Here is a 22,484-nt window from a genome sequence, read left to right on the forward strand (position 1 = left end):
TAAGGGTTTTTAGTTGCCATTAGCAAGATTATTCGGCGATTAGGTGGAAAAAGAAGAGCCTACAGTCTATACTCCAGACAACGAACCTTATTTGGGCCGCGAGACGGTTTTGGCATTCGACAACGCCATTATCGCATGTTTGAACGCCAACAAGCACATCGCACCATATACTCATAAGATTGTGAAATCTGATTTACAGTGGGTGGCTTGCCAAATAATTCCACAAGGTATCAGCATTGCCTTGTCAATTCGCGAATTGGTCAGGCAAGGGTATCTGTTTGGCGCATCTGTATTGACGCGATCGCTGATCGAGCGTGCAACAATAATGCTGTATCTTTATAAGAATCCAGAAAAAGTCGAGGTTTGGAAGCGAGGTTGGAAGTACAACGAACGCCCGAAACTGGCGGAGATGTTAAACTCAATTGGAAAAGACAAATTTCCAAATATTGGACGTATGCTTACTCCTGTTTACAATAGTTTAACACATGGAGATCCTGAAAGTGCACTTTGGAATTTAGTCCAAACCAGAGACGGTGGTGTAGGATACAGTGTTTCCAAGATTCTCAATAACCCTTCATTGTGTGATAAAATCTGCTTTGAAGGTTCCACATGGCTTTTGGTTTTGACATCAATGGCAATTACGATATTTCCAAAAGCAACTGATTAACAAGATCTGAATATATCAGATATACTTGATTATGACGAATTAGCTTAAAGATATGAATAGAATACCTATGATTAGAACAACATGAATGACGCTGTGATTTTGGAGAGGTCAAAACGTTTAGCAAATCATGCCATATGGACAGTGACGCTACAATACAGAAGAATGAGGACTAATGAACCGGAAGACAGTAAATTCATGCTTAGGTGGTGGGCTGATCTGCAATTTTTCATTTTGAGTCTGCACAGGCTTCGCACTGCAGTAAAAATAGCACTCAATGTTTCAGATATTACAATCTCCACTCGTATGGCTGTCGCTATCGAAGAATTCGACAAAGCAATACCTGACCTTAAGAAACTTCGTGACATTGGAGAACACATAGATGCCTATGCTGTTGACAATCCGAAAAGACATAGACCAGAAGTCAACCGCAGACAGCTCGAAGTTGGTTCATGGAATGGCACCGTTTACGAATGGCTCGGTATCAAGCTAAATGTGGATGAAGCTAATACTGCTGCGCAAAAACTTTTCAAAACCTTGCTGAGTGCCTACCGAAATTTTGCGCGCCCAGAAATGAAATAAGGTTAAGATAGATAAACAAGTTAGCATCTAGATATTTTGCATATAGAATTACTCCCGGTCTAACTGCATCTCCTTGTGCAACAAAAACGAAAGATAATTAATTCCCGCCATACTTAGTTGCATCTTTGATCGATTTTCACTACCCTGACGAAATGGAAGATTCACTTTTTGGCACGCTGCCGCACTGGAGCAAGCTCACGCCAAAGGTGGAAAAAAGCGCCAATCAAGTAATGATCCTTGGTCACATGACTACAAAGCACAAACTCGTTGCGGCGGGCGTCAGCAGTAATTTCATGCACCAGTTATACCAAAAGGAGGGATGGTTTACAGCGACAGACCAATTCTTGATCAGGGTATTCGCAGAAAACATCTTCTTCCATCTTTCCAGTTGCCTTGATGCTCTTGGACACGAGGTCAGCCAGATTTTTCAGGTTCAGCTGCCCTTTGAGAGGGTACAGATTGACCATATGAATAATCAAAAGAATTGCTTGCGCTGTCTACTCCAACGAAAGGACGTGGCCTTTGCTTCTTTCCTTGATTCTGAATTGCCACAGAAGGGCAGTCAACCCGGCCACTGGTACCATGCTTTTACAGAGTATCGGAATCAAGTTGTGCACCGCACTCTGTACGTAGTCCTTGCCGGGCCTAAAGCAATGGTATTGCCCGACAATCCGACAAACTTGAATCCAAGGGTTTCATTAAAGGACCATACTTCTCCCACGTACTATTTTGACCCGGACTATCATGAGCAAAGAGAAATCAGAAAATATACGCTTGACTGCATTTATGAAGTAAGAGATACCGTCGAAAAGATCTATGCCAAGCTTGACGGCAAGATTTAGACTACTATGCAGCCTGACAAGGCCCTCTCCCTAGATCGACAATAACGTTTGCAAAAGTACTATCAAGCTCTGTCTGCACGCATTTCTTGCACACTCTTTTGTCCTCTAGCAAGCTTCCGAGAGTAATAGCGCGACGCCCGCTACAGCGCTCACAGTTGGCTTTCACACCGTCTTTTAGCTGCAGGGCCTTCACTGCCATTGGAATGTCAAGCTTGTAAGCGACAAGAGGATGCAGCGACCTGTTTGTCATAGCGTCATCATATCGTGGGACTTGTGCGAGCTCTCTGCGACGCACAACATCAATTGCAAACAGCTCCGATATGCGTCCGGAGAAGGCTCTATCTGTAGACATACCAAGAAGCTTATGCCACTCGTCCTCAGTCTTTTCTGCATATACGGTGGATGTGACAGCCACTTTGCAAGCAACTCCTCATGCTTGTCTCCGATCCTTGTTAGCAGCAGTCCTTGCTTGCTGCCCTTCTGGTTGCGTGGAAGATCAATACTCCAAGTATGACGGCAATTAGGACAGGTTATGCGGCCCTTCATTGTCCAGTCCCCTGCCTGATTTTTTCTAGCAACTCCTTGTTCAATTTCACGTTAACTCCAAATACCCCAGACTCTACTTCATCAACGATAATCAGTATTCCACCGGCCATATCTTCTCTGACGTATTTGTAGTAGGTTTTGCTTGACCCCAGAGCCTTCCCACTTTCACCGCATCCATAGGGAGCTGCTTCGGCGAGCTTTCTTGGATTCCATGAATGTTGCTGCGCAAAAGGACCGTTCACAAGGTCACGAACCCACCTGTCATACCTAGGACGCATGATGGCGTGTTTCATCCCTTCCCTGCTTGAGAAGGGCACACTGTTCATCTCATCATCGAGCGAACCAAGGCCACCGACAACCACTGCCACCCCGCCAAGCGCTCTCTCTCCCTGACGTGGATCAGTCAGCCTGTTTCTGCCTAGCACCGTAGCCAGGTGTTTTTTGTTGTCGGCGTCGTTGCAAGTTATGCAAGCTACTCGTAGTTGCTGCAGTTCGTTCTGATTGATTATGTAAGTTGGGTGATGGACCTGCAATTCTCCAATAGACATTCGGCGTTTGCAGAAGATACAGATAGCTTCGCTGCCGTCATAGCCCTGTTCTAGCGAGCGAATTATCTTGAAGTGGTCCTTATGGGGCTTCTTCAGTCGCTGTGGATTGGTCCATCTGGATTTTAGTTGCTGAAGAAGGTTTTCTCTCCCGGTGCTAGCTAGCACCATCTGGGCCAGCATACTGACCACCTTCGGCGCAATATTCATCTTTTCCAACGCTTTCAGGGTTAGGTCGTCAGGCATAGCAACTGGACCCGTACCTGTGTCAATTGTCTGATTCTTGAAATTGCGTTCTTCGGTCATTCGCCCGCACCCCCTGTTACACTTATGACAAGAACACAAGCTTTATGAATAGGGTAGAGAATACTCATTATAGTTCAGCCCTCTGTTCTGCAGTTGGTTGACTGGAGTCGCTGCCCGCCCTCCCAGAGCTAGGCACGCTCCGACTTTTCTTTTTACCAAATTGCTTATTGCCTTCCAGTTTCCGCCTCAGGTGCGTTATAACGTCATTGAAACTGTCTCCAGCTTGGCCTTTACTCTTCAACCAAAAGTAGTTTTTCGGCTCGACTACGATATGGTGCATTTTTACCATAATTAATCTGATTGAGTAAGTTGAATATAGAGATGATGGCGCTTGTCATAAGTTAGGTATAACTGCGTTGTGGTGAACGACAAGCTTAAAAAGTACTTTCTATAAGATTCATACATACATGCGTCTCTTCGGCAAGGAGAAAAGAACTTTCACACTGCAGAGCGGCGTGGTCGTTGATAAATTCGACATCGAGCGAGATTGCGGATGGTGCGGTGAGCGCCTCCACGAGGGTCACCGCTTTAGCGTATACTGTGAATATGACGAAAGCATGAAAGATTTTCACGCTAAACTCATTCAGGCGAAAGACATACCAGTCGAGGCCGGCCTCGGCTTGCCCCGGGAAACTAAACTGATTGTTTTTAATTTTCACGGCCGCTGTGCAAACACAATGTACGGCAGGCAGGTTGCGGCGTCTGAGAAGTAAACTCGTTTCGTTTAGTTTCAGTGCCTCTAGTAAAACCACCGCGAAATAATATCGTCATCAGCACGTTGCCGTCTATTTCCGCTGCTGTGACGGGCGTACGGGTCAAAATTCGATAAGTAGCTGGCGTACGGATTCTCGAAAACGACAGAATCAGGTTCCGGTTCTGCACCGCGTTGCACTCGGTCGTATTGGACATCTGACTCGTAGCGCCTGCCAGTCGGCCTGCCGCTCCAGTCTAGACGAAAAGCAGGAGGGCTGAAGGCGGCAGCGAAATTTGCAATATTTTGCTGTTCGTAATAATCCGCGAAGTCTGACTCTGTTTCGGGAAGTTTAAACCGTTGCCGTCTCTCACGCCGTGACGATCTCCTGCCGCCGCTCGTGTAATAATCGCCGGCCTCTTGGATTTCTTCTCTGACAGTGCTAGCTACCTCATATGCTGCCTCTTTTGCGCGCACAACCCTTTCACTTGGCTCGTATCTTGCCGCCTTTTGAATCGCGCCTCGTACGCGCTCGCCGGCGTCGGCTAGTTTTTCCCGGCTCAAACTGCCTCTGACGGAGCCCTTGATTTTATCAACATCAAAGCGGGTCTTTTTCTCGTTCAAGAACTTTCGTCGCCTCTCTTCGTCTCCAGTTCTTTCACGCTTTATGAAGTCGTCCTTCCTCAAGTCCTAGGATCGCCTCTTGCTCCTGCCCTTCTTAGCACCCGGCAAGAAAGCACGCACAAAGTCCCCGTAATCGTCGCGCCCGAATCCGGGCAACTTCTTTGCAGCCTTTTTGCCATATGCCAGTGTGAGCACGTCAGGTATCTGCCATTCCCGCTCGAAATAATCCGTCCGGTCCATTCTGGAACGTTGCGCATACTTGCCGGGTGTCTCGACAGTGGGCCAAAATGTAAAGTCCGGCGGTCTGACTATCCTCTCCGGTGTAGGTCTGTTTGGCACATCGAAACGTGGCACAAGCTGTTGCTGAAATCTAAAGAGCGGTGTCTGCAATGTAGTTTGGAGATCTTGCTGCCTAATCAAAGTGCCCGTATCTCTACTCACGCCAAAGTTGAACGACTGCTTCAGAAATTTCTCTGAGACTTCTGTCGGCGTGCGGAGCTGGCCTAAACCTTGTTGGCTGATAATCAGCTCCAGGGTATTCTTGCGCAGGGCCCTATCGAGATCGCTTTCGCCAGTGAGAGCAATATTACCTATCAAAACTTGCACTGCGCGTTGCCGCTCCCTACCTTTCGTGTTTTGTACGGCAGTCAGCGCGTCAAGCATCCTTTCTGACGCTTTTCTAGCCTCTCCTCCCACTTGCCCCGGCCTCTCAACGAGTTTTGCAAGTGAATCTTGTACGCGGTTGTTGAAAATCTGATCCATGGTTGGCGGGCCCCGGCCTCCTGCTTCAGGTCTGACATCGAACGTCAGGCCAAACTGCTGCTCTGTTGCTGTTTCAGCGGCAGCATAGCCAAAACCGCCAAAGGTGTTAGAAGCTGCCATTGCAGCGCCTCCAAGGAATGTGCCGGCGCTTTTTGCTGCTTGCTTTTCGCGGTCTATGATCTTACGTACAGAGTCAAGCGTCTTTGTAGCTGTTGGGCCTGCTCCTCCACCTACACCTCCGGATGCGCCGGGCCTAAAGCCAACTTGCTCACCGGTTCCAAGAAATTCTTTGATTCCCTTTTCGGTGGAAAGCGCCTCTTGAATCTCTTTTACAGTCCAGCCCTCACTTGAGGAAACTCCCTTTTCTACCACCTGGACCTTTACATTCACATCTCCGCGCCCGGGAATTGCCTCAAATCTTTCGTAGTACTCGCCGCCAAACTCTTGAATCGGTGAATCAGCAGGTAATTTTTTGGGCAGCTTGCTGACATCGATCACCTGTTCACTGCCGCGCTCTCCGATTGTGACGGCTGGTCGGGTATACACTGTTAGCCTTGAGGGAGGCTGGAGCAGTTCCTTTTGTGATGTCACAAGCTGACGCGTGAAAAACGATACTCCCGGCTGACCTTCGACCTTTGCATAGCGCCCGACAGCGTACCTGTATGGATCGCTCTCGGTACCGATGTTCACCAAGTCTTTTTCGACTTTTACAATGTTCCCCAACGGTGATAGAGATTTTTGCACGTCTGCAGCAGTCTTGGCCGCCTGAACCGCTCTCGCTCCCTTCGTCGCCACTCCCGGCCCGAAAAACGTCAGAGCCTCAAAGCCAATGTTTCCTAGTCCGTACCAGGGGTTTTTGAGTATGTTCTCGCCGACTTTTTGCAGCTCTCCTGCTTGTACGTCTGTTTTTCCGGTCGTTGCGAGCTGAAACGCTGCCGTCATGCCAAGCCCGGACAGGTCGCTCCCGATGCCCGCCTGCAACTGTGGCGGCCTTGGTAAGTTCGAGGAGATCTCGCGTCCTTCTGAATCGAGCGTTCTACGTGGCACTTTTCTCTCAGACAAGATTGCACCCACGCCGGTCAGGCCGTAGCTCAAGTTGGCGACAAGGTTTTCTGCTTCTGCTCTGGCGCCCTTTGCAGCATCTATCGCCGGCCCAAAAAAGCCGGGAGTCGGATTGTCAACGTCTCTCACAAGCGACTGCCGCGCCGTCAGGTCGTCGAGGTCGCGCTTTTGCACCTTGAAGGGATTGGTCGGATCTGGCCTGACGTACTCGTACTGGTGCTGGCCGGCGATAGGCACGTACTCGGCCTGATTCAGCAACCTGCCGTCGGACGACCTTGACCATTTGACTGAATAGCCAAGTTCCCTGGCCTCTCCTTCCATCCTGCGCTTGTCTGCAGCGTACGCTGCGATCCCCTGTCTGCGCGCGGCCTCGTTTGCTGACTGCTGTTTAGCAATGAAGTCGAAAGGATTCATCACCCGCTCGCCCGTCACGGGGTTGACGTAGATTTGTCTAGGGTTGCGCGCAGCATAGTCTGCAAACTGTTCACGCGCTTCTCTCGCTGACAGCGAGCCGAATTTTTGTAGTTCATCTTGTGGATTCCTACCTGCCTTCAAATTGACAGGTCTTCCAGTTGCAAGGGCTTGCTGTTGTGCCGCGAGGTTCGCTTGCTGGAAGACCGAGTATGCATCTGCCACGCGCTGTCTTTCCGTAGCCGCTTTTTCCGCCTGAGCCGCAGTCTCTCGTGCCGCCCTCTGTTGTACCCTGCGCTGCTCCTCCTGAGCGCTCTGCTGAGCCTGCTTGGACTGCACTTCATCTGCGAGCTTACTCAGTGGATTGTTGTTTGCACCACTACTGCTACCACCACCTGAGCCGCCTCCTCCTCTGCCTATGCTTCCAATTGGAGGAGGGGTGGAACCGGCAGGAGGAGCAGCGGGCGCTCCTGTCGGAGAAGAACTAAAAGAGACGTTGCCAGATACATCCTTGCTGGAAGTAAGCTGCTGTTGCTGTCCCGTCTGAATGGCCTGCTGCTGGGCCGCGAGGTTAGCCTGTTGGAATTGCGCATAACGTTCCGCGAGGGTAGACATTAACTGACTTGTCATAAGTGATAGATTGCTATAAAGATGATGCAAGCACTTCTTTATCCAAGGAGGGGTTTAACCGCCGCCCTTTAGGCGCGGAGAGTGTGCGCCTGTTGCGCTTTTTCTTCTTCAAAATATATTAATATATGTACATTATTAAGGGCCGGAAATTTGTGCTCAAAGATGCCCGTCTTCGACAAAATCAAGAAATTCGATGTACTTTAAACAATAGAGAATCTACAACTTTTCTCTTATAGCCTAACAGATTACGCAAAACAAAAAACCTAAAGATGTGCGTTGTATGGCGTACAGCTTGTTTGTCCAACAACCTGTACGGAAATTCCCCACACAAGTCCTGAAGGGGCGTTTATGGGAGGTCGAGGTACCCTAGGGGTACCCACTGACGTATATGCCCTCTGTACCAGATCTGCAGAGTCTGACAAAGGCTATTAGTGATCGTGCAGATGTCATTGAATCATGGGCTATTATGGAGGGTTGGGAGATGTCTTTTCAAGCGAGTACCCTATCCGCAGGAAAAAGTGCAGGAGTTGCGGCCATGCTCATGGCAAAGAAAAATGCCAAGTTTGTGGATGCGAAAACACCAAATAGGAAAGTAGATTCCAGTCAGGGTCTCTGGCCACCCGGCAGGATCACCAACTTTCAAGCTGAAAATGAGAACAAGGCATGTTTAACTATAAGATTTCTCCATGCACCATATCCGTATGCTGTGGTACGAGTTTCTGATTCAAGCAAAGAAAGACATGCAGAGGGCGCGCTCCTTGCATCGGGAAGAAGATTATGGGTTCGCTGCCTACTCTTGTCAGCAAGGACTGGAGAAGTACCTGAAAGCCTTTCTACTAAAGAACTCCGCCATTGACAGGCCTGCCGATATAAGCCATGCAGATATGATTAAGCTGTTCAATATTATCAATAAGAAAACCAAAGCCTTCGTGGATAGTCATGGATCAGCCCAGATCGTTCCCGACGCTGATTTGCAGGATGCCAAGAAGAATCTAAATGATCTATTGGAGACCGTGCAGCCGAACCCAAGGATTAGCGAGACGGACAGGTTGATGACCAAAACCCAGCTTTGGAAGTTTTCTCTGCAATTACCCGTTGACAAGGCATACGAGTCGCGATTTGAGCTTAGGAAAGAATTGTTGAGAGAGAGCCTCAAGCCTGTCGGTGAAGGATTCCGGAAATACTATGAGAAGGAAATCGTCCCAATGCTAGCCAAGATTCCAATCGATCAAAAACGGCTAGCTGCACAGAAATATGCTTCTGAAGGTGGTCATTTTAGTGACTTCATGGCACAAGTGACAGAGGGCGATATTCCCACATTGAATGTCGGCGATTTTAATCTGTGCATGATTGCGCTTCTGACATACATGGGGGAAGCACTGAGGAGAAACAATTACCACAGGTCAGCGGATCTCTGGCTGGAAAGAAAGAAAATCTTTCTGCTAGTGTATCCGTACAACTTTTACACATCAATTATGAAAACCTATCCGCATGAAGATTTTGGTCGTTATCCTACTATGATAGATGGAAGGAGTTCTTTGGACTTGTACCCTCTATACGCTGAAAATCTATCAAAGCTTATCAGCGAAGTTGAGAATGATTGTGCCAAGGTTGAAAATGCCATTTATGGCAAATGGGACAAGGCTTGAAACCAGCCAAAGAAAAGGATCTTCTATCAATTACTGAACTAACCAAATCGTATCACAGCTAAAATGGCAATTTTGTTTGGGTTCTATCTTTCCAGCTAGCCTCTTTTAGATTAAGCATCCTGAGAGTGTCGGCAGCCGTTCCCGGCCCAAAGCCTGCATAGTGATTATTAGCAGGAACGATGGCGAGTGGTACGTCTGTTTTCTTGAGAATCTCAGTCCAGTATTTTATCTCGTTTAGCCTGTTGCGCTGAATCCTGCCAAAGTCTTTCTCATCGATGCTCCTGTCACCAATAAAGCGGATGCAAACAAAGTCAGTGGTAACTACAGGTGGCGCCTGTATAACATCAAGCTGATTCCAGAATTTGGATGATCTTGAATACCAGTGTACTCATTGCACTGGTGTTGGGTGCATCACCAGCCTAATAAACTCTGATAGCTATCCCATAAGCGAGCATGAGAAGCTCGATGACAAGAAATTCAAAACTCAAAATTTTGGTAGTGTGCATTATCTGGACTTGCTTGGCGGCCTTATTCTACTCTGGTACAATTGAGTTGAACCTTGTGGGTCATGTTGAGATGTCTTTGATAATATCTTTTGCGATTCTGTTGCTTTCCTTGCACTTGTTTTCCCTCCTGAAAACTGCCACACTGCGTCATCTCCAATTGTGATCTTACAGTGAGATACATTTGGAAACATCTCTCGTAGTAGTTGAAGGTTTTTGAAATATCGCAGCCTACTTCTCATCAGGTTCAAAGCATTTTTTGCAGTGTGGGCAGCTAAACGTCTTGCTTTGCTTTTCCTGTCGTGGAAGAATGGGAGGCCCGAATAGCGATTCCACATCCTGAGCGTATGACGAGGCAGGCGCTTCCAGCGCTTCTTGCACTCTTGCAAAGACTTCCATTGCACTCTCATCTTTTATCATCCTCGTACTTGAGGTCGGAGACAAATGCAGCGATAGCTGCGACGAACTGGAATAAATACATGCTTCACTTATGACAAGTCTTAATACCGCGCTCTGCCTATCTTCTTTAGATTGATGCATCAACAGAACGAGCATCAAGGTCAGGTGTTGTATGTCTCTGTAGATTCTATTCAAGCGCCATCCTTTGAGCTACGTACGGAGCCTGAGCACGCAGATGATCCTGACTTTGAACACCTGCGCAATTCCATACGAGAAACAGGTGTGATCGAGCCTCTTGTTGTCAGACCGGCTGAAAATGGCAAGTACGAGCTCATCGCCGGTGGTCGCCGTCTAAGAGCGGCCATGCTTGCCGGCCTGAAAGAGGTTCCTGCCATTATCAAGCCTGCCCTAAGCGACATTGACGCCAAGGTCCTTGCAATTGCAGAAAATTTGCATCGAAAAGATCTAAGCCCTATCGAAAAGAGCCGGGCCCTGATTGCTTTATACGAATCGGCAGGCTATTCTTCAGAATTGGCTGCAAAGTACCTCATGAGACTGGATGAAGATAACCACCGCGGCGAGGCGAAAAGGTCAGACGCGATGGTTGTGCCGGAGCACTTCAAAGGAATCGCAAAAAAGTTGGGTCTGGCTGCTAACCGGCAGTGGCAACTTCTCAAATACCGACATCTTGATGAAGGGGTACTAAACTATGCTCACGAAAAGGGCCTAAATGGCAATAAAATATTGCTGCTCACCCAGAAGGGCATAGCCGAGCGAGGAGTTGCCACCCACAAACGCATAATTGATCGAATTTCAGACATGAGCGAATGGGAAGCGCGAGAATACATACACACGTGCACTGTATACGCTAACAGCATGAGAGAGCGTTGGGCGAAAGAGAAAGAGCGAAAAGAAGAGGCTAGCGGAGGGCCTGCTTCGACGACTGCCAATATTGAGGAATATGTCGAAGTTGGGCCTGATACTGTTGTCGATAGGTCGATGGAGAGCGCCATGGAGCAAGATGAGCAGGAAGAAGAGAGTGCAAAGCTTTCGCGTTCTGAAAAACGCTATGCGAGGCTCGTTCGCGACAAAGATTCAAGGAAGCCACAAGAATCCCTTGCGTACCTTTCTGTGAATGAACTGTGTCTGCCTGTTGCGTACCTGCGTCGATTACAAAAGCAAGCGAAAGCGCAAAATATCGAACTTGGCGCGTACCTGACGTACATCTTGTTTTATAAAGTTGAAAGAAGTGGTCTAACGACTCTTGTGCTCTCTCGCAATGAGAAAGCGTGGTTCATGTCAAAGAACAAGGGCTGCGCGACTGTCAAAACAGAAAAAGAGAAAGAAGGCTAGCTAGCTCACTGTCTTTCTTGCTTCTGCTCCCGTCACTGTCGATTGACAAGGTGTCAGCAGCGGCATCTTGCCAATGAGCAGCTCTTTACCTTTGACAGGTGCGACGTACTGTACCCACATCTGCATGAATGTGGCGAGCATCTCTTGATTGTTCTTCGTGACAGTCTCCTTAAGCTGTGCCACCTCCTCTTTCAGGTTGTTCTCTTCTGCCATCTGCTCTTCAAGCGCCTGTCTAGTCAGTGCATATCCGCACTTCTGGCATTGCCTGAACTCAAGCGCGTTTACAGTCTCGCACCGTGGACATGGGCGATTGAGGGGAGCAGGCTCATCTTCTTCTGTAATAATGCCATCGTGGACAAGGATTGCTTTCTCTACCTCTTCGCTCAGCGTCATTGCCATATAGCGGCCTGCCTGCTTGCTATTTGGAACCCATCTGACCTTTTGAGTAAGAGCGTACGAGGGCAGGTATGTGGCGTCATGACGGATTGCTGAATGACGGAAACAATACGGATTCCACCTTTTCGTTTTCAAGAGAAGTTCAAGCTTTTGGACTTCTTTTTCATCCTTAATCTTGCCTGCGGCGAGCATGGCCTTGATGCTCTTTCTCAAGTTGTTGGTGATTTTCCAGAGATAGTCCGGGTCAAGAGGGTCTCCAAGTGTCCCACCGCGCTTCATGTTGCAGAGAAGCGGCGCGTTAGGGTCATCCTTGAATGGGTGCTCATTCTTCCATGCGAGGAGGTAGGGGAACGACATTCTAAGAAGTACGGGCCCGCCTCCCGTCTTGGTGTTGCTTGGGATCTCTGCTCGTGCATGTTTCTGAAAGTACTGGACGTGCTTGTTCATCATTTTGCAGAGCTCGTGGTTCCTACCGTCCATATCCCAGAGCATAGCGATGGCCGCTTTGTTGCGTGCTAAAGGTTCGTACGGTAGAATTACCAACACTTCTTCTCTTTTCCAAGTTTCGTTTATGGCGTATGTGCTTTTGCGCTTTGTACGCATCTTCTTTATCTTGCAAAACTCGGGTGTTTTCCAGTCTTCGATTGGCACCTCATCGGGTCGCTTGCCGGGTATCTTGACGTTGTGCAGCCAGCGGAAGAAGTGCTTTAACCTGTTCAAATAGTCGTTGTACGTCGTTTTCCATGCCTCTTCATCTGGCGAGCCCCTGTACTGCTTCAGGAAGTTCAAGATATCCTCCTGATCTTTGATGCTAAGGAGCGTCTTGCTCTTGCTTGTCTTGGACAGCCAAGCTGTAAAATACGTCACTGCCTTCAGGTTGTTTTTCCGGTAACTCTCTGAAGCGAGATTGTGGTCCATGAAGGCATCGAAATCGTGGATCAGCTTTGCATTTGTCCTATTCCTGACCGCGGTGTCAACCTTGGCTTGGACTGTCTTGAGAGTCACCGGCATCGGGTGGGTCTACCTCCGCGAGTGCTTCTTGCACTATTTAGGATTCGCCGCTGCTTCTTCTCGTTCGGCAACTGGCTAACAGTAGAACCAGACAAAAAGCGGGCCCGTCGGGATTCGAACCCGAGACAACCGGATTTCTTTCTTTTGTAGAAAGTTAAAAGTCCGGTACTCTACCTGGCTGAGCTACGGGCCCACACCCGCACGTAACGCTTGCGCTGGGCTTAATTTAATGGTATTTCAACAAGGACCAGCACCTTTAATTGTGACGCTCCTGATACACCTATAATGGTAGACCTAGTCTACGGCAGGGGCATTACTGACCTTGCCCGCGAGATGCCCTTTTACATCAGCATTTTCAAAAAGATCATCGCTTATCGCCTCTTCAAGAGCAAGCAGCCGATGTACGGCTCTGTAGACGTCAACAACATCTGCAATTTGCACTGCACGCACTGCTACTGGTGGCTCAACCGCAAGGAGGGCGAGGACCTCACCGCTGAGGACTGGCGCAAGATAATCAAGGAAAAGATAAACAAGAACCACCTCTTTGTCGTGACCCTTGTCGGGGGCGAGCCTACCATGCGCCCCGACGTCATCCAGACCTTCTGCGAAGAGATGCCGCACCGCGTCTGCGTTGTGACAAACGCCACCTTCCCGCTAAAGCGCTTTGAGAACCTCTATTTCTACTGGGTCTCGATGGACGGGACGGAAAAGATCCACGACATGATACGCGGCAAGGGCTCGTACGCCAAGACGAGGCAGAACATCCTCGACTACGTAGCCGGGCCAGACAGGCGGGGCAAGCCGGCGTGGAAGGACATCTGGATCACCATGACGATAAACTCGCAGAACTACATGACCGTGGAAGACCTGACGGAGGAGTGGCGCGGAAAGGTGAACAAGATAGGGTTCCAGTTCCACACGCCGTTTGCAAAGGGCGACCCTCTGTTCATGCCCTTTGGAGAAAAGCGCAGCGAAGTGGTGGACAAGATAATCGCGCTCAAGAAAAAGTACCCCGACTTTGTGATAAACTCGCCAAAGCAGATCTCTCTCATGAAGGGCAACTGGGGCGGCATCGGGACGACCCCCGTGGACTGCCCGTCGTGGGCCATCATGTCGTTTGACCACATGGGGCGCATAAAGATGCCCTGCTGCATCGGAAGCGCGGATCCAAAGGCGCAAAAGCCGCTCTGCGAAGAGTGTGGCCTCGGCTGCTATTCCATCCTTGTCGCGCAGGGTATAGTCGGCAACTAGGGAAGGAGGAGCGCAAGCGCCCTCACGGGCGAGCCCGATGCGCCCGCCAGCTTTAACGGCGCTACAACCAGCGTGAACCTCTTCTTTTTTCCTATCTTGTCAAGGTTGCAGAGGTTCTCGACGGCAAGCACGCCTGCCTGCAGGAGGATGTTGTGCGCCGTGAATTTTCCGTCAAAGCCGGCGTCGATGCTCGGGCCGTCTATTGCCACCGCATTAACTTTGTTCTTTGCAAGGTACGCCGCAGCCTTGCCTGACAGGCCCGGGTTTTTCGTCATGTAATGGCTGTTTTTGTATTGCCGCTCCCAGCCTGTGGCAAACACCACCGTGTCACCCTGCCTGACCTCCTCTGAGATGTCGGCGATCTCGATGAGCTGGTCTGCCTTTTTTGGCACTTTTATCAACACCGCTTGCGAAACCAGCCTTGACGCGGAAATGCCGTCTATCGCCTGCTTGCCGGGCGCAAAATGCGAGGGCGCGTCCATGTGCGTGCCGGTGTGGGTGCTCATGTGCACCACCTCCGAATCATAGCCGTGCACGTCAAACCTGGACCATGCGACAAACGTCGGCTGCGGCGAGCCGGGAAACACCTTGGTTACCGGTGACACCCTCATCGTGAGGTCAATTACCTCCATCATCTTCACTACGCCTTTTCCTCGCAAGCCCTGGTTAATAAGCAGCAAAGAACCCTTCTCATGCTGCCCGCGGTTTGTTTAATAACTTGGGACACGCAAGGAATGCATGCCAACAGCATACGTCCTTATCAACTGCGACCTTGGTTCTGAAGAAGACATCATAAGGGACCTGAAAAAGCTGCCGGAAGCAGTGGAGGTGAGCGGCGTGTATGGCGTGTATGACATCATCGCCAAGATACGCTCTGATAGCATGGACAAGCTGCGTGAAACCATCACTTGGCACGTCCGAAAGATAGACAAGGTGCGCTCCACCCTGACCATGATAGTGATAGAGGGCCAGGGCGAGAAGAAAAAGTAATAGCTACTGCAACAGCAGCGCCTTTATCTGGGCCGCAATTGTTGCGGCCTGGGCCTCTGTGTTGAAAAAGTGGGGCGCGGCCCTGATTATCTTTCTTCCACCTGCAACCTCGCGCTCGGCAAGCACCGTTCCGCTTTCTTCTTCCAGCTTCCTCACTATCATCGAAGGGTCCTTTGGCACCGAAAACGTGACTATGGACGTGCGCTTGCTCACGTCTTGCGGCCCGTGCAGCGTGACGCCCTCGATCCTGCCGAGCTCTTGCCGCAGGGCCTCTGCAACCTTCATGTTCGCAGAGCGTATGTTGTCGATGCCGACGCGAAGGATGTAGCGCAGAGCTGCTTCAAGGCCAGCCGCGCCAGGATAGTTTCTAAAACCTGTCTGCAGCCGGTGAGGCATACCCCTGATGGCGATAATGCTGCTGTTGTTGCCTGAAACCATGGCCGACTCGCCTCCAATCGAGGGCGGCTCTAGCATCTCTGCGGCCTTTTTGCTGCAATACAATATTCCCATGCCCATCGGCCCGCAGAGCCACTTGAAGCCGGGAAACGCCATAAAGTGGCAGCCGATCTTTTTGACGTCTATCCTGATTGTGCCGGCAGTCTGCGCAGCGTCCACGCAAAACAGGGCGTTGTTTTCCTCTGTTATCCTGCCGACCTCTTCAAGTGGCATAATCGCGCCCGTGTTGTACAGCGCGTGGCTCATCGTGACAAGCCTGCTTTTCCTGGCGGCTTTTTCCAGTTCATCCAGATCGAAAAAGCCGTTTTCGTCTATCGCAAGCTCTTTCAATACCATGCCTCTTTGTTGCGACAGGCGCAGCCAGGGCAAATAGTTGGCAGGGTGCTCGTGCTTGCCTCCCCTTGCGATTATCGTGTCGCCTTTTTGCCACGAAATCCCGTTTGCGACGATGTTGATGCCCTCCGTTGTGCTCTGGGTAAGGACCACTTCTTCCGGCTCGCAGTTTATCAGGTGCGCCACCCGCGTCCTCAATTCTTTCAGCAGCAAAGTGATATAGTCGGAAGTCGCCTGCGCGTCCGGTCCCTCGTCGGCGCACTTTACCATAAAGTCCGTCGTGGCCTTGACCACGGCAAGCGGTGTCGGTGCCACTGCTCCGTTGTTCATGTATATCATCTTCTTTGTTATCGGAAAGTCCGTCCTCAAGTCGGGCGCGTCCGGGGCCACTGTCATTGTTATATTCTCCTTCCTCGATAGGTTTTTGCAATTGGGCGCATATAATCTTGCCCGCATGTTGAGCAAAAAGGGCCTCAACACACTCCTTTTCAGCGACCCGTACGCCAAGCTGTGCTGCACCTCGATGCTCGCCGGGCAGGGAAACAACGTGGTCTATTTCGACCTTGATACCACGTTTTCCGCGTACCTGAAGGCCGGCATCGTAAAGGCGCAGGGCGTAGACGTCTACCTGCCTTCAGAGGGCAGGTTCATCGGGATGCTAAAGGATGTCCTGGCAAAGATGGAAGAAGATGAAAAAAAGAAGAAGTGCTCCCTTGTCATCTTTGACTCGATAAACAGCTTTTACACGATGTACTACGGCAGCTACTACAGGAGCCATAGCAGCGAAAGAGGGGCGGGCGGCAACATCAACCACCTACTGTCGGTACTCCTGATGCTGCTCGTGAGGCAGGGAGTGTCGCTTGGCGTGCCAGTGCTTGCGACCAGCATGCTCCGCTTCCGCAAGGAAGGCGGGTGGAAGCAGTCGCCGGCAAGCCGGCGCCTGTTGCAGAAAAAGAGCGCGTCACGCCTGCAAGTCAACCGCGTCGAAAACGAGATAATCGTACAAGTGCTGGAGCATGAAAAGATTCCTGAAGGGACGTCGCTTTCCTTTGAAATTACAGCTTTACGTTGACTAGCAGGTAGCCTATCATCAGCGCCACTGCGACGATGCCAAGGCCGCCAGCAAGCATGACCTTTTGCGCCCTTGCCCCTGCAGACTTGCCCGCCCTGTGGAGCATAAACATGCCTGCAAGCCCTATCACAAGTATCAGGGTTATTGCGGCAGTTTCGCCCGGCGTCTGAATCGACCTTGACGGCACGATAAACGCCGCCACTCTCGAGCCCTCCGTCACGGCGTTTACCACGCCTGACGAGAGCACAAAGAACGCGATGATGTATCCGGCCGCCACAATTGCGGCAACCTTTGAAGCGCCGGCAAACAGAGACATATCTATTGCAACCCTTAAAGTCGGGTCGATAAATAAACTTTGCAATGAAAAAGTGCGCCGCCTGCGCAAGGGAGTCTGGCGACGGCAGAAAATACTGCAGGTACCATGCAAAGGCTCTTGAGCAACTGAAGAGCCACTATGATTCTTGGGTGGAGGCATACGGCGGCATTTCGTGGCAGGACTATTTGCAAAGACTGCAAAAGATGGAAGAAGAAACAACAGGGCAGTGGGTCAGAGAAGTCATTGAAGCGGAAATGAAAAAGAAAGAAGAAGTGTAGTAGTAGTGGGGTGGGGCCGGACACTATTACATGTCCATGCCCATTCCGCCCATGCCGCCACCCATGCCTCCTCCCGGCGGCATAGCCGGCGCGCCTCCCGACTTGCTTGAGGCGATCACGTCATCGATCCTGAGGATCATAGACGCGGCCTCTGTCGCAGACTTGATTATCTGCTCCTTGACAGCAAGCGGCTCGACGACATCGAGTTTTGACATGTCAGCGACCTTGGCGTTCCTTGCATCTACGCCGGTCCACTTGCTTCCCTTGCTCTGCTTGGCGCGAAGTTCAGTCAGCGTGTCAATCGGGTCCATGCCGGCGTTCTCGGCAAGCGCAAGCGGTATTACTTCAAGCGCCTCCGCAAATTTCTCTGCGGCAAGCTGCTCCCTGCCAGAGAGCGTGCTGGCCCACTCGCGAAGCCTTGCTGCTGCATAGGCCTCTGGAGCGCCTCCGCCTGCCACGATGGCCGGCTTTTCAAGGACGTCCTTGGCAACCATGAGCGCGTCGTGGACCGACCTGTCGGCCTCGTCTACAACGCGTTGCGAGCCTCCGCGGATGAGGATCGTCACGGACTTGGGGTGCTTGCACCCTTCGATGAACACCCACTTGTCCGTCTCTACCTTGCGCTCCTCCACAAGCTCGGCAGAGCCAAGGTCCTTTGACGTCAGGTCGTCAAGGTTGTTGACGATCCTTGCGCCTGTCGCGCGGGACATTTTCGTCATGTCGCTTTCCTTCACGCGCCTTACAGTGAGGACGCCTGCCTTTGCAAGGTAGTGCTGGGCGATGTCGTCGATTCCCTTCTGGCAGACAACCACGTTTGCGCCTGCCTTGACCACCTTGTCGACCATGTCCTTGAGCATCTTGTTTTCCTCCTCAAGGAACATCTTCATCTGGTCTGGCGAGCTGATGTTTATCTTGGCGTCAAACTCGGTCTTTTCAATCTCCAGCGCGGCGTTTATCAGCGCAATCTTGGCCTTCTCGACGCGCTTTGGCATGCCGCCATGCACTACTTCCTTGTCAAGCACGATGCCTTTTATCATCTTGGTGTCGCGGATGGAGCCTCCCGCCTTCTTTTCCACCTTGATGTCGTCAACGTCCATCCTGAATCCGCCGTCGGTCTTTTCCGCCACGGAGAGCGCCGCGTTTACCACTATTGCGGCAAGGTCGTCAGCCTCCCTCGACACTATCTTGGTCTGCATCGATGTCCTTGCAATCCTGGCAAGCTCGTCCTTCTCGTTGCCCTCGATCTTTTGCGCGATGCTGTTGAGGACTTCGATGGTCTTGGCCGCGCTCTTGCGGTAGCCATCTACGATTATTGTCGGGTGGACGTCCTTGTTGATGAGCTCTTCTGCCTTTTCAATGAGGGCGCCTGCAAGCACGACCACCGAGGTTGTGCCGTCGCCGACCTCGTTGTCTGTAGCCTTGCTTATCTCGACCATCATCTTTGCCGCCGGGTGCTGCACGTCGATCTCCTTCAAGATGGTGGCGCCGTCGTTGGTGATGGTGACGTCTCCGAGGCTGTCCACTAGCATCTTGTCCATGCCGCGTGGGCCAAGCGAGGTCCTGACTACCTCCGCGATGAGTTTTGCCGCCGTGATGTTATTCTTCTGGGCGTCGCGACCCTTCGTCTGGGACGCTCCCTCTTTCAAAATCAGTACTGGCATTCCGCCTGCTGAAGCTTGTTGTATTGACATTTTTCATATTCCTCCTAAAATAGGCAAAATAATTTCACCTTTGGCGGATATTTTAGCCTTGCGACGATATTCGGATCATGATGGTATCTTGGCAAGCCTTATCCTGGCAATGCCGTTGAGGTACTGTACGGACTCGACGGTTGCGCCGGCCGCCGTGTCCGGGAGTTTTGCGGCCATCTCGTACCTGCGCGACCCGTTTGCAGTGATCCGAACAAGCTTTGACTCTTGCTCGTACGTGGCGTGGATTGCAGAGGCGTCGGCGACGCCCTTTATCTCTGCGATTATCTCGTAATAGCCGGGGCCCTCTATGACCTCGGGCGGCGTCTCGCTCACGACGTCCTCTATCTTGGGGCGCACTTTTTTCACCGGCGGCTTGTACGTGGTGCCCTTGCCGGCAAGGCTTGCTAGCTTGGGCAGGATAAAGTTCCTTCCAAAAACGCCAGTCACCGCGCCGGCGATAAAGCCGCCGACGTGCGCAAGGTACGCGACGCCCGAGTCGCCAAACGGTCCAAACTGGCCAATGACTCCAAATATCAGCTGCAGCGCAAACCAGAACGGTATGTAGACCAGCACGGGTATGCGCACCGTGTAGATGAAAAATGCCGTGATTATGGTGTAGATCCTTGCCCTGGGGAACATGACCATGTACGCGCCAAGCACTCCTGATATTGCGCCTGACGCCCCTACTGCCGGTATCGCCCCGTCGCCCGTGGACACGGCGGCTGCGCTGTGCAAGAGCGCGGCCGCAAAGCCCCAGCCGATGTAGAGCAGGATGTATTTTACGCGCCCGAACTTGTCCTCTATGTTGTCGCCAAATACCCACAGGAACACCATGTTGCCGATGATGTGGGCGATGCCTCCGTGCATGAACATCGAAGTCACGACTGTAAAGGCGCTTCCCGGCCATTCCGAGAACAGCCTGTCCGGCACGGTTCCGTACATCAAAAACATCTCTGTCAAGGCCCGCTCGTCGGTGAAAAAGCTTGTCACCGACGCCTGCCAGATGAATACTGCAATGTTGATCCCCATCAGGGTGTAGTTGAGCCACGGTCTGCCATGTATCCTCTCGGCGTCATCATGGATTGGAAACATATTCTAGCGCGTTACCTTTACCACAAACCTACGGGAATTAAGTCTTTAGCTAGCTGAATCCAAACGGGTTCATGTTTGGCATGTCCCCGCCGCCTTTTTCGCTGTGCGCTTTTTTCATGTGGCGCTTCATGCGCTCCTTGTCGTCAAACTTCATGTCGCAGTACTGGCACTTGAAAGTTCCGCCAGCCTGTTCTTCTTTTTTCTTGCCAAAAAGTCCCAAACTGCCTCTCGCACCCCGCCAGTTTTTCACTCCATGACTATCATGGTAAGCGTCGACTTTACTCCGTTGAGCTTGCGCAGCTTCCATGTTATGGTCTCTTTCACTTTCTCCATTGCGTCGGCCTCGACTTGGGCCACGATGTCATAAACGCCGTACACCTGATAGACCTCCTTGACGCCTTCCATCTTTTTCAGCTCGCTTACCAGTGAGTCCTCGCTTCCGAGCTCGGCGTTCATGAGAACGAAGGCTTTTGGCATAAGCAGTCTTTGGTTCCGGTGTATAAAAACTTGTACTTGATTTTCTGCTTGCCGTGCAGGCGCACACTTTTTACACTTCGTGCTTTAATTTTCCCTCGTCAAACGCGTCGGCGCTGCTCCACTGGTGGTTGAAAAAGTCGTTGCACCATTCCAGGAATTCCGCGCTTTCTCCATAGAACATGACGTTCAGATCCGGCTCGCCCTTTTGGTTCGGGAACATGACGCACCCCTGCTTTTCGTTGAATATGGTCATCACCTTGACGTCGGGGAGCATCCTGCGCTCGACCAAGCCCTTGTTGATAAAGTTGCGCCAGCCGACCTTCTGGAGAAGCTGCGTTCTGCCCTTTGGCACCACGGCGTTTGAAGCAAATATGTACGAGAATTTCACACCCTCGTCGACCCTTGCGCTTATCGTCTCGATGAGGTCCAGCGGCACCTGAGCCATTATCTCCTTGATAAAAGTGTCAGAGCTGCTGTACAGCGTCTTCCAGCGCTGGAGTATCGCCATCACGCCGTGCACCATCTCGCAGCCGCGAAACGAGCCGAGGCGCTGGACGAACTTGGGCGGCAAGTCGCCGAGGCTGTGGTCTGCAAAAAAGTCGCGGTGCCTGTAGAGAAAATCGTAGCTTGGCACCAGTGAAACCACGGTCCTGCCGTACGCGGTGAGCACGAGTTCGCCCTCCCTGCCCTTTGACACGAGCCCGGACTCTATCAGCCGCGTCATGTTCCTGTGGGCCTCCTGCATGGTAGCATCAAGCTCTGACGCAAGCTGCGACAGCCGATAGTCTTTTTCGCTCAGCCTTGACAGCATGGAGAGGCGTAAGTCGCCTGCGAGCTCGAAGAAAAGCGAACCTACGCCTTCGGTGGGCTGCCGCTCCGCTGCCATATGATCGCCACTTTTTACAATGCACGGGTTTAAAAATCTGTCAAAAAGGCGCACGAGAGGGCAACAGGAACGATTATAATTTGGGTAAACACACCCGCATGCGTAGAGAGTAGTATGGGCGATAAAAAGTCTATTTCCGCGCTCGTCAGCGGCGGAGAGGCCAACGCAGGCCCGCCACTTGGCCCGGCACTGGGGCCGATGGGCGTAAACGTCCTGCAGGTGGTCAATACCATTAACGAAAAGACCAAGGATTTCCCCGGCATGAAGGTGCCCGTAAAGGTCGAAGTGGATGCCGAGACGAAAAAGTTCACGGTCGAAGTAGGCATCCCTCCCACAGCCGCTCTTGTGGCCAAGGAAGCCGGCATACCAAAGGGCTCCGGCACGGCAGGCAAGGATTATGCAGGCGACCTCTCGATGGCGTCAGCGGCGAAAATCGCCAAGATGAAGATCGAAGGCTCGTACGCCAAGGACATCAAGGGCGCCGCCAAGGAAGTGATCGGCTCGTGCGTCAGCATGGGCGTCAAGGTGGAAGGCAAGCCGGCAAAAGAAGTCTACCCTGACATCAACGTCGGCAAGTACGACGACCTGTTGAAATAATTTTTTAAACTCTTTACCTTTTTGAGTCGAAATCGTAATAACCAAGAAGGTCGTTCTCGTACATCATAA

24 protein-coding genes and 1 tRNA gene are annotated in these 22,484 nt (G+C 51.2%); 11 read left to right on the plus strand and 14 right to left on the minus strand.

What is annotated here, in order from left to right; translation table 11 throughout:
* Positions 1 to 43 precede the first annotated feature (43 nt).
* The 3 genes from NVIE_RS13860 (at position 44) to NVIE_RS13870 (ending at position 2,088) form a co-directional block, all read left to right on the plus strand.
* On the plus strand, positions 44 to 667 hold the full coding sequence (locus NVIE_RS13860) for a DUF5677 domain-containing protein (RefSeq protein ID WP_075055783.1): 624 nt from the start codon (positions 44 to 46) through the stop codon (positions 665 to 667).
* A gap of 81 nt (positions 668 to 748) precedes the next feature.
* Positions 749 to 1,246 carry a hypothetical protein gene (locus NVIE_RS13865; RefSeq protein WP_075055784.1) on the plus strand — a complete coding sequence of 166 codons (498 nt, stop codon included), beginning with the start codon at positions 749 to 751 and terminating at the stop codon, positions 1,244 to 1,246.
* A gap of 125 nt (positions 1,247 to 1,371) precedes the next feature.
* A complete protein-coding gene (locus NVIE_RS13870; protein WP_075055785.1) occupies positions 1,372 to 2,088 on the plus strand; it encodes a hypothetical protein in 717 nt (238 codons plus the stop codon).
* A gap of 4 nt (positions 2,089 to 2,092) precedes the next feature.
* Here NVIE_RS13870 and NVIE_RS13875 read toward each other — a convergent pair whose 3' ends face one another.
* Both NVIE_RS13875 and NVIE_RS13880 read right to left on the minus strand, forming a co-directional pair.
* Positions 2,093 to 2,503, minus strand: coding sequence for a hypothetical protein (locus tag NVIE_RS13875; RefSeq protein ID WP_075055786.1), 411 nt, complete (start codon positions 2,501 to 2,503; stop codon positions 2,093 to 2,095).
* Positions 2,504 to 2,630: 127 nt separating this feature from the next.
* Entirely contained in the window at positions 2,631 to 3,485 is an 855-nt protein-coding gene (locus NVIE_RS13880) for a hypothetical protein (protein ID WP_075055787.1), read from the minus strand.
* Between the two features lie 407 nt (positions 3,486 to 3,892).
* Here NVIE_RS13880 and NVIE_RS15010 point away from each other — a divergent pair, with 407 nt between their 5' ends.
* Positions 3,893 to 4,198: a hypothetical protein gene (locus NVIE_RS15010; RefSeq protein ID WP_144239774.1), complete on the plus strand. Its 306-nt coding sequence runs from the start codon at positions 3,893 to 3,895 to the stop codon at positions 4,196 to 4,198.
* Between the two features lie 26 nt (positions 4,199 to 4,224).
* Here the strand turns inward: NVIE_RS15010 and NVIE_RS13895 are convergent, their stop codons facing one another.
* Entirely contained in the window at positions 4,225 to 4,863 is a 639-nt protein-coding gene (locus NVIE_RS13895) for a hypothetical protein (protein ID WP_075055790.1), read from the minus strand.
* A 3-nt stretch (positions 4,864 to 4,866) separates the two neighbouring features.
* Positions 4,867 to 7,650, minus strand: a complete 2,784-nt coding sequence (locus NVIE_RS13900; protein ID WP_144239775.1) for a hypothetical protein — start codon at positions 7,648 to 7,650, stop codon at positions 4,867 to 4,869.
* A 716-nt stretch (positions 7,651 to 8,366) separates the two neighbouring features.
* Between NVIE_RS13900 and NVIE_RS13905 the strand changes: the two genes are divergently transcribed.
* Positions 8,367 to 9,314, plus strand: coding sequence for a HEPN domain-containing protein (locus NVIE_RS13905; protein ID WP_158435256.1), 948 nt, complete (start codon positions 8,367 to 8,369; stop codon positions 9,312 to 9,314).
* 1,037 nt (positions 9,315 to 10,351) lie between these two features.
* Positions 10,352 to 11,569: a ParB/RepB/Spo0J family partition protein gene (locus NVIE_RS13915; protein ID WP_075055794.1), complete on the plus strand. Its 1,218-nt coding sequence runs from the start codon at positions 10,352 to 10,354 to the stop codon at positions 11,567 to 11,569.
* On the opposite strand, the gene NVIE_RS13920 is transcribed toward NVIE_RS13915, so the two are convergent.
* Both NVIE_RS13920 and NVIE_RS13925 read right to left on the minus strand, forming a co-directional pair.
* Entirely contained in the window at positions 11,570 to 12,976 is a 1,407-nt protein-coding gene (locus NVIE_RS13920) for a hypothetical protein (protein ID WP_075055795.1), read from the minus strand.
* A 99-nt stretch (positions 12,977 to 13,075) separates the two neighbouring features.
* Positions 13,076 to 13,169, minus strand: a tRNA-Lys gene (locus NVIE_RS13925).
* Positions 13,170 to 13,261: 92 nt separating this feature from the next.
* Here NVIE_RS13925 and NVIE_RS13930 point away from each other — a divergent pair.
* Complete coding sequence (locus tag NVIE_RS13930; RefSeq protein ID WP_075055796.1) at positions 13,262 to 14,227, plus strand: radical SAM protein; 966 nt, start codon at positions 13,262 to 13,264, stop codon at positions 14,225 to 14,227.
* Here the strand turns inward: NVIE_RS13930 and NVIE_RS13935 are convergent.
* Positions 14,224 to 14,862: a cyclase family protein gene (locus tag NVIE_RS13935; protein ID WP_227717559.1), complete on the minus strand. Its 639-nt coding sequence runs from the start codon at positions 14,860 to 14,862 to the stop codon at positions 14,224 to 14,226. The two genes, NVIE_RS13930 and NVIE_RS13935, sit on opposite strands and share 4 nt — an antisense overlap.
* A gap of 103 nt (positions 14,863 to 14,965) precedes the next feature.
* On the opposite strand from NVIE_RS13935, the gene NVIE_RS13940 reads away from it, so the two are divergent.
* On the plus strand, positions 14,966 to 15,217 hold the full coding sequence (locus NVIE_RS13940) for an Lrp/AsnC ligand binding domain-containing protein (protein ID WP_075055797.1): 252 nt from the start codon (positions 14,966 to 14,968) through the stop codon (positions 15,215 to 15,217).
* 3 nt (positions 15,218 to 15,220) lie between these two features.
* Here NVIE_RS13940 and NVIE_RS13945 read toward each other — a convergent pair whose 3' ends face one another.
* Positions 15,221 to 16,402, minus strand: a complete 1,182-nt coding sequence (locus NVIE_RS13945; protein WP_075055798.1) for an aminotransferase class V-fold PLP-dependent enzyme — start codon at positions 16,400 to 16,402, stop codon at positions 15,221 to 15,223.
* Positions 16,403 to 16,460: 58 nt separating this feature from the next.
* On the opposite strand from NVIE_RS13945, the gene NVIE_RS13950 reads away from it, so the two are divergent.
* Positions 16,461 to 17,078: a hypothetical protein gene (locus NVIE_RS13950; RefSeq protein ID WP_144239777.1), complete on the plus strand. Its 618-nt coding sequence runs from the start codon at positions 16,461 to 16,463 to the stop codon at positions 17,076 to 17,078.
* Here the strand turns inward: NVIE_RS13950 and NVIE_RS13955 are convergent.
* The gene (locus NVIE_RS13955) at positions 17,062 to 17,394 is read right to left on the minus strand and encodes a hypothetical protein (RefSeq protein ID WP_075055800.1); all 333 of its coding nucleotides are present in this window, start codon (positions 17,392 to 17,394) and stop codon (positions 17,062 to 17,064) included. The genes NVIE_RS13950 and NVIE_RS13955 overlap by 17 nt on opposite strands.
* A gap of 44 nt (positions 17,395 to 17,438) precedes the next feature.
* Between NVIE_RS13955 and NVIE_RS13960 the strand changes: the two genes are divergently transcribed.
* Positions 17,439 to 17,672: a hypothetical protein gene (locus NVIE_RS13960; protein ID WP_075055801.1), complete on the plus strand. Its 234-nt coding sequence runs from the start codon at positions 17,439 to 17,441 to the stop codon at positions 17,670 to 17,672.
* Positions 17,673 to 17,698: 26 nt separating this feature from the next.
* Here NVIE_RS13960 and thsB read toward each other — a convergent pair whose 3' ends face one another.
* The 5 genes from thsB to NVIE_RS13980 form a co-directional block, all read right to left on the minus strand.
* Positions 17,699 to 19,363, minus strand: coding sequence for a thermosome subunit beta (gene thsB / locus NVIE_RS13965; protein ID WP_075055802.1), 1,665 nt, complete (start codon positions 19,361 to 19,363; stop codon positions 17,699 to 17,701).
* Positions 19,364 to 19,438: 75 nt separating this feature from the next.
* Positions 19,439 to 20,455, minus strand: a complete 1,017-nt coding sequence (locus NVIE_RS13970; RefSeq protein ID WP_075055803.1) for a rhomboid family intramembrane serine protease — start codon at positions 20,453 to 20,455, stop codon at positions 19,439 to 19,441.
* A 49-nt stretch (positions 20,456 to 20,504) separates the two neighbouring features.
* Positions 20,505 to 20,675 (minus strand): C2H2-type zinc finger protein, encoded by a 171-nt coding sequence (locus NVIE_RS15760; RefSeq protein WP_169736206.1) that lies wholly within the window; start codon positions 20,673 to 20,675, stop codon positions 20,505 to 20,507.
* A gap of 26 nt (positions 20,676 to 20,701) precedes the next feature.
* Positions 20,702 to 20,932, minus strand: coding sequence for an Lrp/AsnC ligand binding domain-containing protein (locus NVIE_RS13975; protein WP_075055804.1), 231 nt, complete (start codon positions 20,930 to 20,932; stop codon positions 20,702 to 20,704).
* A 70-nt stretch (positions 20,933 to 21,002) separates the two neighbouring features.
* On the minus strand, positions 21,003 to 21,818 hold the full coding sequence (locus NVIE_RS13980) for a helix-turn-helix transcriptional regulator (protein ID WP_075055805.1): 816 nt from the start codon (positions 21,816 to 21,818) through the stop codon (positions 21,003 to 21,005).
* A gap of 114 nt (positions 21,819 to 21,932) precedes the next feature.
* Between NVIE_RS13980 and NVIE_RS13985 the strand changes: the two genes are divergently transcribed.
* The gene (locus NVIE_RS13985) at positions 21,933 to 22,415 is read left to right on the plus strand and encodes a 50S ribosomal protein L11 (RefSeq protein WP_075055806.1); all 483 of its coding nucleotides are present in this window, start codon (positions 21,933 to 21,935) and stop codon (positions 22,413 to 22,415) included.
* Positions 22,416 to 22,484 lie beyond the last annotated feature (69 nt).

It is taken from the genome of Nitrososphaera viennensis EN76 (genome assembly GCF_000698785.1).
GTDB classification, from domain to species: Archaea; Thermoproteota; Nitrososphaeria; order Nitrososphaerales; family Nitrososphaeraceae; genus Nitrososphaera; species Nitrososphaera viennensis.